At 63.0% G+C, this 13,517-nt stretch carries 15 protein-coding genes; 8 read left to right on the forward strand and 7 right to left on the reverse strand.

Annotated features, from left to right (window positions below; translation table 11 throughout):
* The first annotated feature begins 41 nt into the window (after window positions 1–41).
* From recO to CPI83_RS11665, 3 genes are read left to right on the forward strand one after another with little or no spacing between them, the layout of a single operon-like run.
* Window positions 42–857, forward strand: coding sequence for a DNA repair protein RecO (recO, locus tag CPI83_RS11655; RefSeq protein ID WP_029255636.1), 816 nt, complete (start codon window positions 42–44; stop codon window positions 855–857).
* Entirely contained in the window at window positions 814–1,632 is an 819-nt protein-coding gene (locus CPI83_RS11660; protein ID WP_097387244.1) for an isoprenyl transferase, read from the forward strand. The genes recO and CPI83_RS11660 overlap by 44 nt, the downstream gene beginning before the upstream one ends.
* Complete coding sequence (locus CPI83_RS11665) at window positions 1,629–2,051, forward strand: YbjN domain-containing protein (RefSeq protein WP_019749000.1); 423 nt, start codon at window positions 1,629–1,631, stop codon at window positions 2,049–2,051. Before CPI83_RS11660 ends, CPI83_RS11665 begins: the two co-directional genes overlap by 4 nt.
* Window positions 2,052–2,070: 19 nt before the next feature.
* On the opposite strand, the gene CPI83_RS11670 is transcribed toward CPI83_RS11665, so the two are convergent.
* A complete protein-coding gene (locus CPI83_RS11670; protein ID WP_029255635.1) occupies window positions 2,071–2,502 on the reverse strand; it encodes a Fur family transcriptional regulator in 432 nt (143 codons plus the stop codon).
* Between the two features lie 11 nt (window positions 2,503–2,513).
* The gene (locus CPI83_RS11675; RefSeq protein ID WP_223257795.1) at window positions 2,514–2,801 is read right to left on the reverse strand and encodes a metalloregulator ArsR/SmtB family transcription factor; all 288 of its coding nucleotides are present in this window, start codon (window positions 2,799–2,801) and stop codon (window positions 2,514–2,516) included.
* 294 nt (window positions 2,802–3,095) lie between these two features.
* On the opposite strand from CPI83_RS11675, the gene CPI83_RS11680 reads away from it, so the two are divergent.
* A complete protein-coding gene (locus CPI83_RS11680) occupies window positions 3,096–4,487 on the forward strand; it encodes a glycine--tRNA ligase (protein ID WP_003944491.1) in 1,392 nt (463 codons plus the stop codon).
* Between the two features lie 92 nt (window positions 4,488–4,579).
* Window positions 4,580–5,161, forward strand: coding sequence for a dihydrofolate reductase family protein (locus tag CPI83_RS11685; RefSeq protein ID WP_019748997.1), 582 nt, complete (start codon window positions 4,580–4,582; stop codon window positions 5,159–5,161).
* Here the strand turns inward: CPI83_RS11685 and CPI83_RS11690 are convergent.
* Together CPI83_RS11690 and CPI83_RS11695 are read right to left on the reverse strand one after the other, a co-directional pair.
* Window positions 5,136–5,597, reverse strand: a complete 462-nt coding sequence (locus CPI83_RS11690; protein ID WP_092763361.1) for a MepB family protein — start codon at window positions 5,595–5,597, stop codon at window positions 5,136–5,138. The two genes, CPI83_RS11685 and CPI83_RS11690, sit on opposite strands and share 26 nt — an antisense overlap.
* A 48-nt stretch (window positions 5,598–5,645) precedes the next feature.
* Entirely contained in the window at window positions 5,646–6,011 is a 366-nt protein-coding gene (locus tag CPI83_RS11695) for a nuclear transport factor 2 family protein (RefSeq protein WP_092763585.1), read from the reverse strand.
* Window positions 6,012–6,148: 137 nt separating this feature from the next.
* Here CPI83_RS11695 and CPI83_RS11700 point away from each other — a divergent pair, with 137 nt between their 5' ends.
* Entirely contained in the window at window positions 6,149–6,955 is an 807-nt protein-coding gene (locus tag CPI83_RS11700; RefSeq protein ID WP_097387245.1) for a helix-turn-helix transcriptional regulator, read from the forward strand.
* Here CPI83_RS11700 and CPI83_RS11705 read toward each other — a convergent pair.
* Window positions 6,930–7,667 (reverse strand): polyprenol monophosphomannose synthase, encoded by a 738-nt coding sequence (locus CPI83_RS11705; RefSeq protein ID WP_003944487.1) that lies wholly within the window; start codon window positions 7,665–7,667, stop codon window positions 6,930–6,932. The two genes, CPI83_RS11700 and CPI83_RS11705, sit on opposite strands and share 26 nt — an antisense overlap.
* A 99-nt stretch (window positions 7,668–7,766) precedes the next feature.
* Window positions 7,767–9,833, reverse strand: coding sequence for a TPM domain-containing protein (locus CPI83_RS11710; protein ID WP_097387246.1), 2,067 nt, complete (start codon window positions 9,831–9,833; stop codon window positions 7,767–7,769).
* A 180-nt stretch (window positions 9,834–10,013) separates the two neighbouring features.
* Between CPI83_RS11710 and CPI83_RS11715 the strand changes: the two genes are divergently transcribed.
* Together CPI83_RS11715 and CPI83_RS11720 are read left to right on the forward strand one after the other, a co-directional pair.
* On the forward strand, window positions 10,014–10,592 hold the full coding sequence (locus CPI83_RS11715; protein WP_128638009.1) for a YdcF family protein: 579 nt from the start codon (window positions 10,014–10,016) through the stop codon (window positions 10,590–10,592).
* A 5-nt stretch (window positions 10,593–10,597) separates the two neighbouring features.
* Window positions 10,598–11,896, forward strand: a complete 1,299-nt coding sequence (locus CPI83_RS11720; protein WP_019748992.1) for a deoxyguanosinetriphosphate triphosphohydrolase — start codon at window positions 10,598–10,600, stop codon at window positions 11,894–11,896.
* 13 nt (window positions 11,897–11,909) lie between these two features.
* Here the strand turns inward: CPI83_RS11720 and CPI83_RS11725 are convergent, their stop codons facing one another.
* Complete coding sequence (locus tag CPI83_RS11725) at window positions 11,910–13,448, reverse strand: serine/threonine-protein kinase (protein ID WP_232816910.1); 1,539 nt, start codon at window positions 13,446–13,448, stop codon at window positions 11,910–11,912.
* Window positions 13,449–13,517 lie beyond the last annotated feature (69 nt).

A 13,517-nucleotide genomic window follows, 5' to 3' on the forward strand; every position in this document is an offset into this window, starting at 1 on the left:
CATCGGGATCGGTCGTCGGTACAACGTGGGACACTGGTCGAGTGAGGTTGTATCGAGACACGGCGGTGGTGCTGCGCCTGCACAAACTGGGCGAAGCCGACCACATCGTCACGTTGCTCACCCGTCAGTTCGGGTTGGTACGTGCCGTGGCCAAAGGTGTCCGCCGGACCACCTCCAAATTCGGTGCCAGACTCGAACCGTTTGCTCACATCGACGTGCAACTACTTCCGGGCAAGAATCTCGACATCATCACTCAGGTGCAGACGGTCGATGCCTTCGCCACTGACATCGTCGACGACTACAGCCGGTACACCACGGCCTGCGCCGTACTCGAAACTGCCGAGCGGTTGGCCGGCGAGGAACGCGCGCCGGCCCCGCAGCTTCAGCGATTGACGGTGGGAGCACTGCGTGCGATCGCCGAGCAGGCGCGGCCGGTCGAGTTCGTGCTCGACGCGTTCTTGTTGCGAGCCATGGGGTACGCGGGTTGGGCGCCTGCCCTCGAAGAGTGCGCCCGCTGCAGCGCTCCGGGACCGCACCGTGCATTTCATGTCGCCGCAGGCGGAGCCGTCTGTACCTACTGCCGCCCGGCGGGTGCTGCGACGCCGTCGCCCGGAGTGCTCGACTTGATGGAAGCCCTGCTCCGAGGGGAGTGGGAGGGCACCGATTCGGCGCCCGCGACGCTGCGGACGCAAGCCAGCGGACTGGTCGCGGCACACCTGCAGTGGCATCTCGAGCGTCAATTGCGGACGTTGCCGCTGATCGAGCGTTCGAGGCCGCATGCAGCCGTCGAGGTCGACTTGCCCGTGAGGCAGGATGGAACCCGTGATTCGACGACGCGAACCGCGAACTCCGCTTGATCCTGCTGCTGAACGGGTGATCCGGCCACCGGACCCACATCCGTCCGGGGCGACCCCGCCGATCCTGCAAACCGAACTCATCCCGCGCCACGTCGCGTTGGTGATGGACGGCAACGGACGGTGGGCACAGGAGCGCGGTCTGCCGCGAACCGCCGGGCACGAACGCGGTGAAGCTGTCCTGATGGACACCGTGTGCGGGTGCATCGAGATGGGTGTCGAGTGGCTCTCCGCCTACGCCTTCTCCACCGAGAACTGGAAGCGCAGTCCCGACGAGGTTCGATTCCTGATGGGCTTCAACCGTGACGTCATCCGCCGCCGACGCGACGAGATGAACGAAATGGGTGTGCGTGTTCGCTGGGCCGGTCGTAAGCCGCGCCTGTGGGCCAGTGTGATCAAGGAACTCGAGATCGCCGAAGAACTGACCAAGAACAACACAGTCATGAACTTGACCATGTGTGTGAATTACGGCGGGCGGGCCGAAATTGCCGATGCGGTAAAGGAAATCGCGAAGCGTGTTGCGGCCGGTGAGATCAATCCGGACAAGATCACCGAGGCGACGGTTGCCAAGTACCTCGACGAACCCGACATGCCCGACGTCGATCTCTTCCTGCGTCCGTCGGGGGAACTGCGGACGTCCAATTTCTTGATCTGGCAATCCGCCTACGCCGAAATGGTGTACCAGGAGAAGCTGTTTCCCGATTTCGACCGCCGCGATCTCTGGGCCGCCTGCGTCGAATACGCCTCACGCGACCGTAGATTCGGTGGCGTCAAATGACAGGGGAGAACATGACCGACACCACCGACGAAGCAGCCCGCCTACAAGAACGCGCGGCCGCCTCGCTGGCGCATTTCGTGACGGTCGATGTGGCTGCGGACGGCTCGCTTGGTTTCCAGTACTCCGGCGCGCTGTGCTCGATCCAGGCGATGAATTTGTCCGAGGGTCTGGACGTGCTGTCCATGACGTGTGTCCTCGCGTGGGACCGACCGGTCAGCGCGGCACTGCATCGCAAGGTGGCCGAGCGGAACCGGACCATCCAATTCGGTTCGATCGCGGTATTCGGCCACGGCAGTCTGGCGGACGTGATCCTGCGATACACGTTCCCGGCGGCCGGACTGGACGACGAGGCACTGACCACGATGTTGCTACTCGCGCTGACCGGCGCCGATACCGCGCGTCAGGGTTTGATTCCCTGACGTTGTCAGCTGTCAGCTGTCAGCCGGCGGCGCAGTCGCGGCAGGTGCCGAAGATCTCGACGGTGTGACTCACTTCGGTGAAACCGTTGTCCTCGGCGATGGTCTGTGACCACTGCTCGACCGTCGGGCCCTCGACCTCGACGGTGAATCCGCAGTTGCGGCACACCAGGTGATGGTGGTGTCCGGAGGAGCAGCGTCGGTAGACGGACTCACCTGTGTCGGTGCGCAGGACGTCGATGGTTCCGGCGTCGGACAGTGCCTGCAGCGTGCGGTAGACGGTTGTCAGGCCGATCCCTTCACCGCGCTTGCGCAGTTCGTCGTGCAGTTCCTGTGCCGACTTGAATTCGTCGATGTCGTCGAGCAGGGCGGAGATGGCGCTGCGCTGTTTCGTGGAACGAACGCCGACGGTGGCCGGTCCACGTTTCGAGGTCGTACTGCCCGGGGTGTTCATGCGGTGGAATCTCATCCTTCTTCGGCGTGGGCGACAGCGTCGACGACGATGTGTGCGAGGTGATCGTCGACGAGTCGATAGAGAACTTCTCGTCCGTTGCGTTCGCCGCGGACGACGCCCGCTGCTTTGAGAACGCGCAAATGCTGGCTGATGAGTGGCTGAGTGACACCGAGAGCGCCGACGAGTTCGTGAACGCAGCGCTCCGACTCGTGGAGCTGAAGCACGATCGCGATGCGAACGGGTGCAGCCAGCGCCCGCAGAATTTCGCCGGCGGCCGCCAAAGTTTCCTTGGGCGGCACGGGCGCGGGGGGTGCGGCTTCGAACGGGTCGTGCGTGTGTCCGAGGTCGGAATGATCATGGCTTTTGTGGAGATCGCCGGTATCCGCAATGCTCACAGCGAGGCTCCTTCGAGGGGTAGATCATGATGTCCGGGCATAGCCATCTCACCACATTATTGCAAATCACTTTCATTTTGATATGCACAAGTATGCATGTCAACCTTGGACGGAAGTGCGTGGCAGCCGCCAGATAGGCTGATGGTGCGAAAAGCGCACGAAAATCATGCATCTATTACCCAGATGGAGAGCAATCGAGTGGCACCCAAGTCCAAGATCGAAGCCGTTGTCAATCTCGCCAAGCGGCGAGGCCTGGTCTACCCGTGCGGTGAGATCTACGGCGGTACCAAGTCCGCATGGGACTACGGCCCATTGGGTGTCGAGCTCAAGGAGAACATCAAGCGTCAGTGGTGGCGCAACATGGTCACCAGCCGCGAGGACGTCGTCGGCCTCGACTCCTCGGTGATCCTGCCCCGCGAGGTGTGGGTCGCATCCGGTCACGTCGGTGTCTTCAACGACCCGCTCGTCGAGTGCCTCAACTGTCACAAGCGTCACCGTCAGGATCACCTGCAGGAGGCGTACGCGGAGAAGAAGAAGCTCGACAACCCGGACGACGTCTCGATGGATGTCATCGGTTGCCCCGATTGCGGCACCGTCGGCCAGTGGACCGAGCCGCGCGACTTCAACATGATGCTCAAGACCTACCTCGGCCCTGTCGAGAGCGAAGAGGGCATGCACTACCTGCGCCCCGAGACCGCACAGGGCATCTTCGTGAACTTCGCCAACGTGCTGACCACCTCGCGTAAGAAGCCGCCGTTCGGCATCGGTCAGATCGGCAAGAGCTTCCGTAACGAGATCACCCCGGGCAACTTCATCTTCCGCACCCGCGAGTTCGAGCAGATGGAGATGGAATTCTTCGTCAAGCCGGGCGAGGACGAGCAGTGGCATCAGTACTGGATCGACTACCGCCTGGACTGGTACACCGGCCTCGGCATCAACAAGGACAACCTGCGGCTGTACGAGCATGCGCCGGAAAAGCTTTCGCACTACTCGAAGGGCACGACCGACATCGAGTACCGCTTCCACTTCCAGGGCAGCGAATGGGGCGAGCTCGAAGGTATCGCGAACCGTACCGACTTCGATCTCTCGACGCACTCCAAGCACTCGGGCACCGAGCTGAACTACTACGACCAGACGACGGGCGAGCGGTACACGCCGTACGTCATCGAGCCGGCGGCAGGTCTCACGCGTTCGCTGATGGCCTTCCTGGTCGACGCGTACACCGAGGACGAGGCTCCCAACTCCAAGGGCGGCGTCGACAAGCGCACGGTGCTGCGACTGGATCGTCGACTCGCTCCCGTCAAGGCCGCAGTGCTGCCGCTCTCGCGCAATGCGGATCTGACGCCGAAGGCAAAAGATCTTGCGGCGCAGTTGCGTCAGAACTGGAACGTCGAGTTCGACGACGCCGGTGCCATCGGTCGTCGTTACCGTCGCCAGGACGAGATCGGCACACCGTTCTGCATCACGGTCGACTTCGACACTCTCGAAGATCAGGCTGTGACGGTGCGTGAGCGTGACTCCATGGCGCAGGAACGCGTCGCCCTCGATCAGGTGGAAAGCTACCTGGCTGCGCGGCTGATCGGTTCCTGATTCGTTCGAAGCTGACGGGCGGTTCTTCTCATTCGAGAAGGATCGCCCGTTTTCTCTTTCCATGGTGGATCTTCAGGCGCAGGATCGAAGTTATGAGAAAACTCAGCGTGACCAACAGCGTGACTCTCGACGGTGTCATGCAGGCACCTGGCGGGCCGGACGAAGATCGTCGTGGCGGATTCGAGCACGGTGGATGGGCGGCACCCTTCAACGATTCCGTCATGGCACAGAAAATGGGGGAGGGAATGGCGAAGAAATCAGAGTTGCTCTTCGGACGCCGAACCTATGAGAACTTCGCCTCGTACTGGCCGTTTCAGACCGACAATCCGTTTACCGAGGTGCTCGACAACACGCAGAAGTACGTAGCGTCAAGGACTTTGGGTGAACCGCTGCCGTGGAAGAACTCGACTGTGTTGAAAGGCGATGCCGCCGACGCGGTCGCCGCGCTGAAGGAAAGCGATGGCCCGGATCTGGTGATTCTGGGCAGTGGCGACCTGATCACGTCATTGGCCGAACGGCGTCTCGTCGACACCTACACTCTGCTGATTCATCCGCTGGTTCTCGGAACCGGGCGCAGATTGTTCCCCGACGGTGCTGCGCTCGCTCAGTTCACCCTCACCGAAAGTGTTCCCACGACAACAGGCGTCATCATCGCGACGTATCAGGTGAGTTGAATACATCAGGGAACTCGCCGAAATGCTGCTTCTGCCAACGCTGGGTTCTGACGGCTTGCACACTGGTCGGCGTGACCCAGGGCGGATAGACCCGGATAGCGCGCTTGCCGCCCGAGAAGTTCGTCGACACGATGTCGTGTTCGACGAGGGTTTCGGTGGGAAAGACGAAGTGACCCAGATGTTCTTCGTCGTAGACCTTCACCACAAACAGCGCGACGCCGTCGCTGGTGTCGAATGGGCGGATGGGCCCGGCCTCGGAACGGCGCCACAGGGTGACGAACTGACCGAGCTTGGTCGGCGTCGTCTTGGCGGTTCGATAGACGGAGGGAAGGCCGTCGACGGTCAGCGTGTGAGCGCTGTATTCAGCACCCTCGGACTCGGGAATCGGTGTGGACCAGGTAAATCCGTCGGCGTTCATCGGCAACGATGATTCCACGGACCACCGACAGCCTTCGTGGCGAAGGCTGTCGGTTGTAGACGCACTTCAGGCCGTAGGTACCTTGTCGAGAAACCCGAGGACAAGCGTCACCCGGCCGTCGTCGTCGCGTTCGAGTACGTCGAACCCGTCGATCAGTGACTCGGCCCCCGCCGGGCCGAGAACCCAACCGAATCGAGCCTGTCGGTGGTGCGCGTCCACCGGCCCGACGAGGGTGAAGTGCATGCCCGAAAACTGTTGCTGCACAGCGTTGATCATCGCGTCGATCTGATCGTGTCCGGTGACGTCCGCGAGCGGATCGGTGTAGCGGCCGCCGGGTGCGAACAATTGCTCGATCCGTGCTCTACGGGCGGTGGTATCTGTTTCGTTCCACATGTCGATATAGGCGTCGGCGATTGCGTCGAAGGCGCTCATGGTCGCTCCCTTGATCAGTTCCGGTGGTGAACATCCGGCGGTCTCGCCGGCTGAGACCACTGTTCCTCCGAAACTGCTTCGGGTCGATTACCTCCGAGGTCATGGTCTCGGCTACCTCGGGTCGCTAACTTGAAAGAATGACCTTCGAGACGATGGACGTTGGCACCGAACTCAAGCGGTGGCGGGAGCGGCGAAGGCTCACTCAGTTGGGCCTCTCGGCAGCGGCAGGAGTGTCGACCAGGCACCTGAGCTTCATCGAAACCGGCCGCTCCAAACCCAGCCGGGACATGATCCTTCACCTGTCCGAATGCCTGGATGTTACTCTACGGCAACAGAATACGCTTCTGCTGGCAAGTGGCCACTCGCCGGAGTACTCGCAAAAATCGTTGGCGGAAGCGCCGATGTCAGCGGTGAGCGAGGCCATCGATCGCATCATCGACGCGCATGACCCTTATCCGGCCGTGGTGGTCGATCAGCAATGGGAGATGATCGCCGGGAACCAGGCCGTGAGAATCCTGACCGAGGGGGCCGCTGAATTCCTCCTGGAACCACCGGTGAACGTATTGCGTTTGAGCTTGCATCCCGAGGGCATGGCGCCGCGGATCGTGAACCTCGCGCAGTGGCGGACCCACCTGCTCGCCAGGTTGGCGCGGGAAGTGGAGGTCAGTGCGGATGCGCAGTTGGCGTCGTTGCTCGACGAGTTGCGCACCTATCCGAGCGGCGGAGACTGGCACGACGACCGCGCGAATTCCCTGCTGGTTCCGTTGCGCGTACGCGCGGGCGATACCGAATTGGCGATGTTCAGCACCACCACCGTGTTCGGTACGCCGCGCGACGTCACGCTTGCAGAGATCGCGATTGAGTCGTTCTACCCGTCGGACACGCAGACCGCCGATTATTTTCGATCAGCCGCGCAGGTCAGAGAGACTTCTTGCCGAACTTGAGCTTCCACGGCACCAGAGCGGACTCCAACTGAACCGAGAGGCTCATCTTGGAGACACCTTCGGTGCGTTCCTCGAAGCGGATTGGCGTTTCGGCGATCTTCATGCCGCGCTGAACAACTCGGTAGTTCATCTCGACCTGGAACGCGTAGCCGTTGCTCTGCACCGATTCGACGTCGATGTCGCGCAAGGTCTTTGCATGCCACGCCTTGAAGCCTGCAGTTGCATCCTTGACGTGCAGTCGCAGAATAGCGTTGACGTAGAAGTTCGCCCAGGCGGACAAAGCCTTGCGATGCCACGGCCAGTCGCCGGCAACTGCGCCACCCTCGACGTAACGGGAGCCGAGAACGACTGCCGCATCGGTCGTGGTGAGGATCTCGATCATGGCGGGGATCGCTTCGGACGGATGGGAGAGATCCGCGTCCATCTGAATGACGATGTCGGCGTTCTCCGCCAGAGCCCGGCTCATGCCCGCGACGTAAGCACGGCCGAGTCCGTCCTTGACCGTGCGGTGAAGCACTCCGACCGGGATGGGTCCATCGATACCCAACTTGTCCGCAACCTCGCCCGTGCCATCGGGGGAGTTGTCATCCACCACGAGGACGTGCAGGTTCGGGATCTTCAACGCGGCGAGGCGATCGACGAGCTTTGGCAGGTTCTCACGCTCGTTGTATGTAGGTACAACGACGGTTATCTGCGGGGCGACGCTTTCCATAACACCTTCGTATGATCTGTGATCCCGACTTGCCGGATGAAGCGTACGACGAGTGCGGTCGTGAACAAAGTAGGGATTTTACTACCTCGACGGGATCCGTCAGAACCGGCCGCCGCCGCCTCGACTGGTTCGGCCGCCGCCACCACCGCCGAAACCACCGCCGCCGCCACCGCGACCGGAGCGTCCGCTGCTGCTCGGTCCGCCGTACGAGCGGGGCCCGCCGCCACCTCGCAGAATGCTGTTGATCAGGATGCCGCCGAGGATCGCTCCCGTCGCATCGCCGCCGCCACCGCGGGGTCGTTGGTTTGCTTCCCAGGTGTTGACGTCGTTCTGCGCGGCGCGAAGTGAGTGCGTCGCCAAGGTTGTCGCGGCCTGGGCGTGTTGCAGTGCCTTCGACGGATCCGAAGCCTGCAATTGCTGGGCCGCCTGCAGGTGCCGCTGAGCCTCCGCGTAGCGAGTGCGCGCCTCCGCCCCGATCGCGCCGCGCCTGGTTCCGAGGAAGTCGCCTGCAGCGGTCACCTGAGCCTGTGCGGCCAGAATGTCCTGGGCGAGGCGCTGCTGTGCACGTTCGAGCTGCTGCTTCTGCTCCTGAGCGTCGGCAAGCAGTGCGTCGAGTTGGGCGTCGGCCGCGACGATCTGGTTGAAGGCTGTCAGCGGATCGCTGTCCTTCGACGTCTGAGCATTCGCCAACGCTGCCTGGGCCGCGGCCTTCGCGTCCGCCAACTTCTGCCCGCCCTGCGCCAGGTAAGCGTCCGCAGCAGTGATGCCCTGCTGGACGTCGTCCATCGCGGACGGAAGTGTCGCGATGGCGTTTCGGATGTCGTCGGCGGCGTGATCGACGCCGTCGAGTAGTTTGCGTGCCTGATCGAGAGCCGCTTCGGCAGTGCGAATCGCGGTGACGGCAGCGCCTTGCTTACCAGCCGGCAGCGCGGTGGCATCGCGGCCTTCCTCGATCGACTTCTCGGCGAGCGTCAGGCGTTCGCTGGCCATCGTGACGTTGTTCACGACAGATGCCAGCGTCGGCGCGGGGAACTGATCCTTCAATTTGGTCAGAATCGCCTCGGATTCGGGCAAGCGCACGCTGAGAGAAACAACACTCTGCGTCAACGCATCGAGACGTGCGGGGGCGTTGATGAGAAGGTCGCGAAGCCCGTCGAACTCCTCGACGCGAGCTTCGAGTTCTTGGTCGGCTCGACCGCACGAGGAAATGATGTCGATCAGCATCTGTCGGCGTTGATCGGGAGTTTCCGGGATGGCGTCGTCGAGTCGCTGCCTGATCGCGAAGGCTTCGGCGAGGGTGGCCTTGGCCTTGTCGAATGCTGCCGAGAAGGGTGCGACGGCGAAATCTCCGAACTCGCTGCGGGCCAGATCGAGCTCCTCCTGGCTGCCGGCGATCGCGTTGTCCGTCTCGACGAGGATCTCCTTCGCGCGTTCGTCGAGCGTCGGCAGCGGGAGTGCGTTGAGGCTGGCGATGTCGTCGGGGGAGATGTTCTTCGCGGCTTCGACGCTTGCCTTGTTCTTGTCGTTCTTGCGCTTACGTGAGTACAGGACCACGCCGCCCGTCCCGACCACCACAGCGCCGCCCGCGATGAGGAGTGTTCCGACTCCCATTCCGCCGCTCGTGTTGTTCGCGTCGCCGAGTGTTCCAGCTGCGGCAATTGCCGCGCCGGTCCAATCATCCTCGGCGAGAGCCGGTTCCACCGCGTCGGAATTGATCGATTCGATGTCGGAATCCGTGATGTTGCTCAGCTCAGCGGGGACGTCGAGGTAGTAAGCACGCTCCGCCGTGGCAACTGCAAGCAGGACGGACTTGGTACTCAGCGTCGACTTCGTGGCTGTCTGCTGTGCCCACGCCTGGCCACCCAGGTTGTTGAAATCGGGGACGAACGCAACCCACAGATCGATCTGGTGGTCCTCGCTGAGTTGATCGATCGCAGCTTGTATGTCGCTGCGTTGCCCGGCGTCGAGAACCCCGGAGGTGTCGGTGATGTGATTCGGCAACACCATCGGGGCGTCTGCCGAGGCGAGCGCAGGACTGAAGACGAGCGCCAGCAAAGCGAAAATCGCAGCGACGGCGGCGGCGCTTCCCCGACGGCGAACGGGTCGGGTGATTGTCCGACTCTGCTCTACCGAGGACAACTGCGCGAAGTGTGGTGCGAGGGCCATGACGCAAATCTATCCGTTGTGGCGCGTCGGCATCGGAGGTGATCGCCGCGAACTGGCAGAATTGCGGGAGTGAAACCTGCTTTCGGTAACCGCCCCCACGACCCATCACCCTCACGGGCGGGCGGCTTCGGGGCAGGATTGGCTCGCTGGACGCGCCGACTGATCGCCGGTGCCGTGTTGATGGCCGTGGTTCTGGTCGGGGGTACTGCGTTCCGGGTGTGGCAGGTGGCGCGCATCGACGACACGCGGCCGGCCGACGCGATAGTCGTTCTGGGCGCGGCTCAGTATTCCGGCACTCCGTCGTCCGTCTTCGAGGCCCGACTCGAGCAGGCGTACAAGCTGTACAAGCGCGGAGTGGCGCCGCAGATCATCACTGTCGGCGGTAAACAAGAAGGTGACGAGTACACCGAAGCGGCGTCGGGAAAGATGTATCTGACCGATCGCGGAATTCCGTCGAGTGCGATCACTGCTGTGGAGACCGGTTCGGACACACTTCTCAGTATCGACGCGGTGAGCGCCGAGATGTCCTCGCAGGGAATCAATTCCGCTGTCCTGGTCAGTGACCCGTGGCACTCCTTGCGAACGCGGACGATGGCCCGCGACACAGGACTCCAGGCGTGGACCGCACCTACTCGTCAGGGCCCGGCTGTCTTCACCCGCGAATCCCAGTTGCACGGAATCGCTCGCGAAACCGGCGCGCTGCTCTGGTATCAGCTCACGCACTTCTCGGCAGACTTCCCCTACACGGCAGGGCAATAGAGACCATGACAGCTCACACCACCTACGGAGGCGGCACATACTCCGAACACGACCTCGAACGTCGTGTCGTCGAGGCGCCGAAGCGTGCGGGGTTGCCGGGTTCGCAGATCGCAGCGGCGCAGCATCGTTCGGACTTCTCGCGAGATCGGGCGCGTGTCCAACACTCCGCGGCTTTGCGGCGCTTGGCCGACAAGACCCAGGTTGTCGGCCCGCGCGACGGTGACACACCTCGCACGCGGTTGACGCACTCGATGGAGGTCGCACAGATCGGGCGAGGGATCGCCGACGGACTCGGTTGCGATCCGGACCTGGTGGACCTCGCCGGTCTCGCGCACGACATCGGGCACCCGCCGTACGGTCACAACGGCGAGAAGGCCCTGGACGAAGTCGCCAAGGACTGCGGAGGTTTCGAGGGCAACGCGCAGAATCTGCGGATATTGACCAGCCTCGAACCCAAGATCCTGCGCCCCGACGGTCTGAGTGCCGGCCTCAATCTCACCAGGGCATCACTCGACGCAGCCATCAAGTACCCCTGGACACGGCCGCAGCCCGGCGCGAAGTTCGGGGCATACGACGACGACGCAGAGGTGCTCGCCTGGGTTCGAGAGGGGGCGCCCGAGCGTCGGCAATGCCTGGAAGCTCAGGTCATGGACTGGGCCGACGACATCGCGTATTCCGTGCACGACGTGGAGGACGGGGTGATCGCAGGCCGTATCGACCTGCGCTCGCTTGCCGATCCGTCCGAGCAGCGCGCACTGGCAGAACTGGGGGCCTCCGAGTTTCGGGGATTGGTAGTCGACGATCTGATCGACGCCGCTCAACGGTTGTCCGAACTCCCCGTCGTACGCGGGGTCGGAAGTTTCGACGGAACACTCGGAAGTTCCGTCGCGTTGAAGAATCTCACGAGTGAATTGGTGGGTCGCTTCGCCACCGCAGCGATCGCCAGCACCCGGCTGACACACGGTGACCGACCCCTCTCGCGGTATCAAGCCGACCTCGACATACCCGAGGCCGTCGCATCCGAGGTGGCGTTGCTCAAGACCGTGGCGCTGTACTACGTGATGTCCGACGCCGGACACAAGGCGCGTCAGGATCGGCAGCGTGATCGTGTTCATCGCGTCGCGGAATGGCTGCTGGCGACTGCGCCGGCCGGGCTCGATCCGATCCTGCTGCCCGCGTGGGAACGCGCCGCGGACGACGGTGCTCGGGTCCGGGTAGTGGTGGATCAGATCGCGTCGTACACGGAGAGTCGGCTGGAACGGGTGGACAAAGCGAGCCTGGGCGCGCAGGCCAGCTGGGGCTGAGCCGCTTACGCCTTCAGCAGGTCATCCGCGTCGACGGGTCGGTAGTGGTATCGAGCCACTTGCCGTAAGCGTCGCCGCCTGCTGCGCGAACGTCCTTGCAGATCTTCGACTCGGTGTTCCCGGATTCGCGATACACCGTGTAGATCGCCGTCCCCGAATCGGAGACTTGACGCAGTGACGGGCAGGACTGGTCTGTGCGTAGGTATTTCGAGCCGGGGAACGCGTCGAGGTAGTTCTGGATCTCGCTGGCGTACGTTGCCGGATCGGTGGCATTGGCCAACACCACGATTCCGGTTCCTTTGCACGAGGGGACGGTGATCGGCTTGCTGACCCTGAGGTCGCCATTTCTCGCGGACGGGTTCGACGCCCGGGTGGTCGTGGTCGCCTGCAGTCCGGCGGTGGGTAGCGGCTCGAGCTTGGGCGTTCTGGCCGGCTCCTGAGTCGGTGCCGGTGCCGACGTGGAGATGGAAGCTGCTGCAGTGGTGGGTGATTCGGGTCCCGAGTTCCCCAGCATTACCCAGGCCGCCGTGCCTCCTGCGGCCAGAACGAGTGCAACTCCAGCCGCACCGATCGCGATCGGGGCTCGGTTTCGCTTGGTCTTTGTCGCGATGTGCGTGTAGTTCCCGTGAGCGGGATTCGCCGTGGTGTAGATGGGCGGCCCGACGATCGTGGGGTGCAATCCGCCGGCGGAACCGGGGGTGTCGGTCGTCGAGAGGGCCTGCCGCGCTTGGAGTGCGAGCGCTCCCGTAGTCGGATAGCGGTGTGCGGGATCCTTTGCCATGCCGCGAGCCACGATGGCGTCAAAACCTTGCGGGAGCGACGGAACTGTCAGTGTGGGGCGTGGCGGCGGAGCGTTCAGGTGCGAATTGACCAGATGCTCGATGCTTGTGGTGTTGAAAGGTGTTGTTCCGGTGAGTGATTGGTAGAGGACACAAGCCAGGGAATAGACATCCGCTGCGGCCGTCGGCGTTTCGATTCCGAACCGCTCCGGCGCCATGTACGCATAGGAACCGACTGCGCTTCCCTCGGTGGTGATCTTCGTGTCCGTCTGTGAGTATGCGATTCCGAAGTCGACGAGGTAGGCGAAGCCGTTGTTCGTGAGAATGATGTTGTCTGGTTTGACGTCGCGATGGATGAGCCCGCGGGCATGTGCGGCGTCCAACGCCGAGGCGATTTGCGAGACGATGTCGACGGCTCGTACAGGCGTGAGTCGGCCGAATTCGGCCAACTCGGCGCGCAACGTATGACCTTCGACCAAACGCATGTCGATGAAGAGGACTCCGTCGATCTCGCCCCAGTCGTGTACCGGGATCACGTGCGGTTCGTTCAAGGCGGCGGTGGTGCGAGATTCTCGGCGGAAACGAGCCTGGAATGACGGGTCGGCCGCAAGTTCGCGATGGAGCAACTTGAGTGCGACCAGGCGATCCTTCGAGGTGTCGTACGCCTCGTACACTTCACCCATTCCGCCTCGGCCGAGGAGGCGACGCAACTCGTACACGCCGAATCGGGTTCCTGATCGCCCTTCGTGCGAGCTCGAGGCGTTTTCAGTCATCGTCGGTCCCATCGCTGCGGTGCAGAGTCGGCCATCAACATATCGTTGTCAGGAGGTGCCGGGGGACCG

The organism is Rhodococcus sp. H-CA8f, from assembly GCF_002501585.1.
GTDB classification, from domain to species: domain Bacteria; phylum Actinomycetota; class Actinomycetes; order Mycobacteriales; family Mycobacteriaceae; genus Rhodococcus_F; species Rhodococcus_F erythropolis.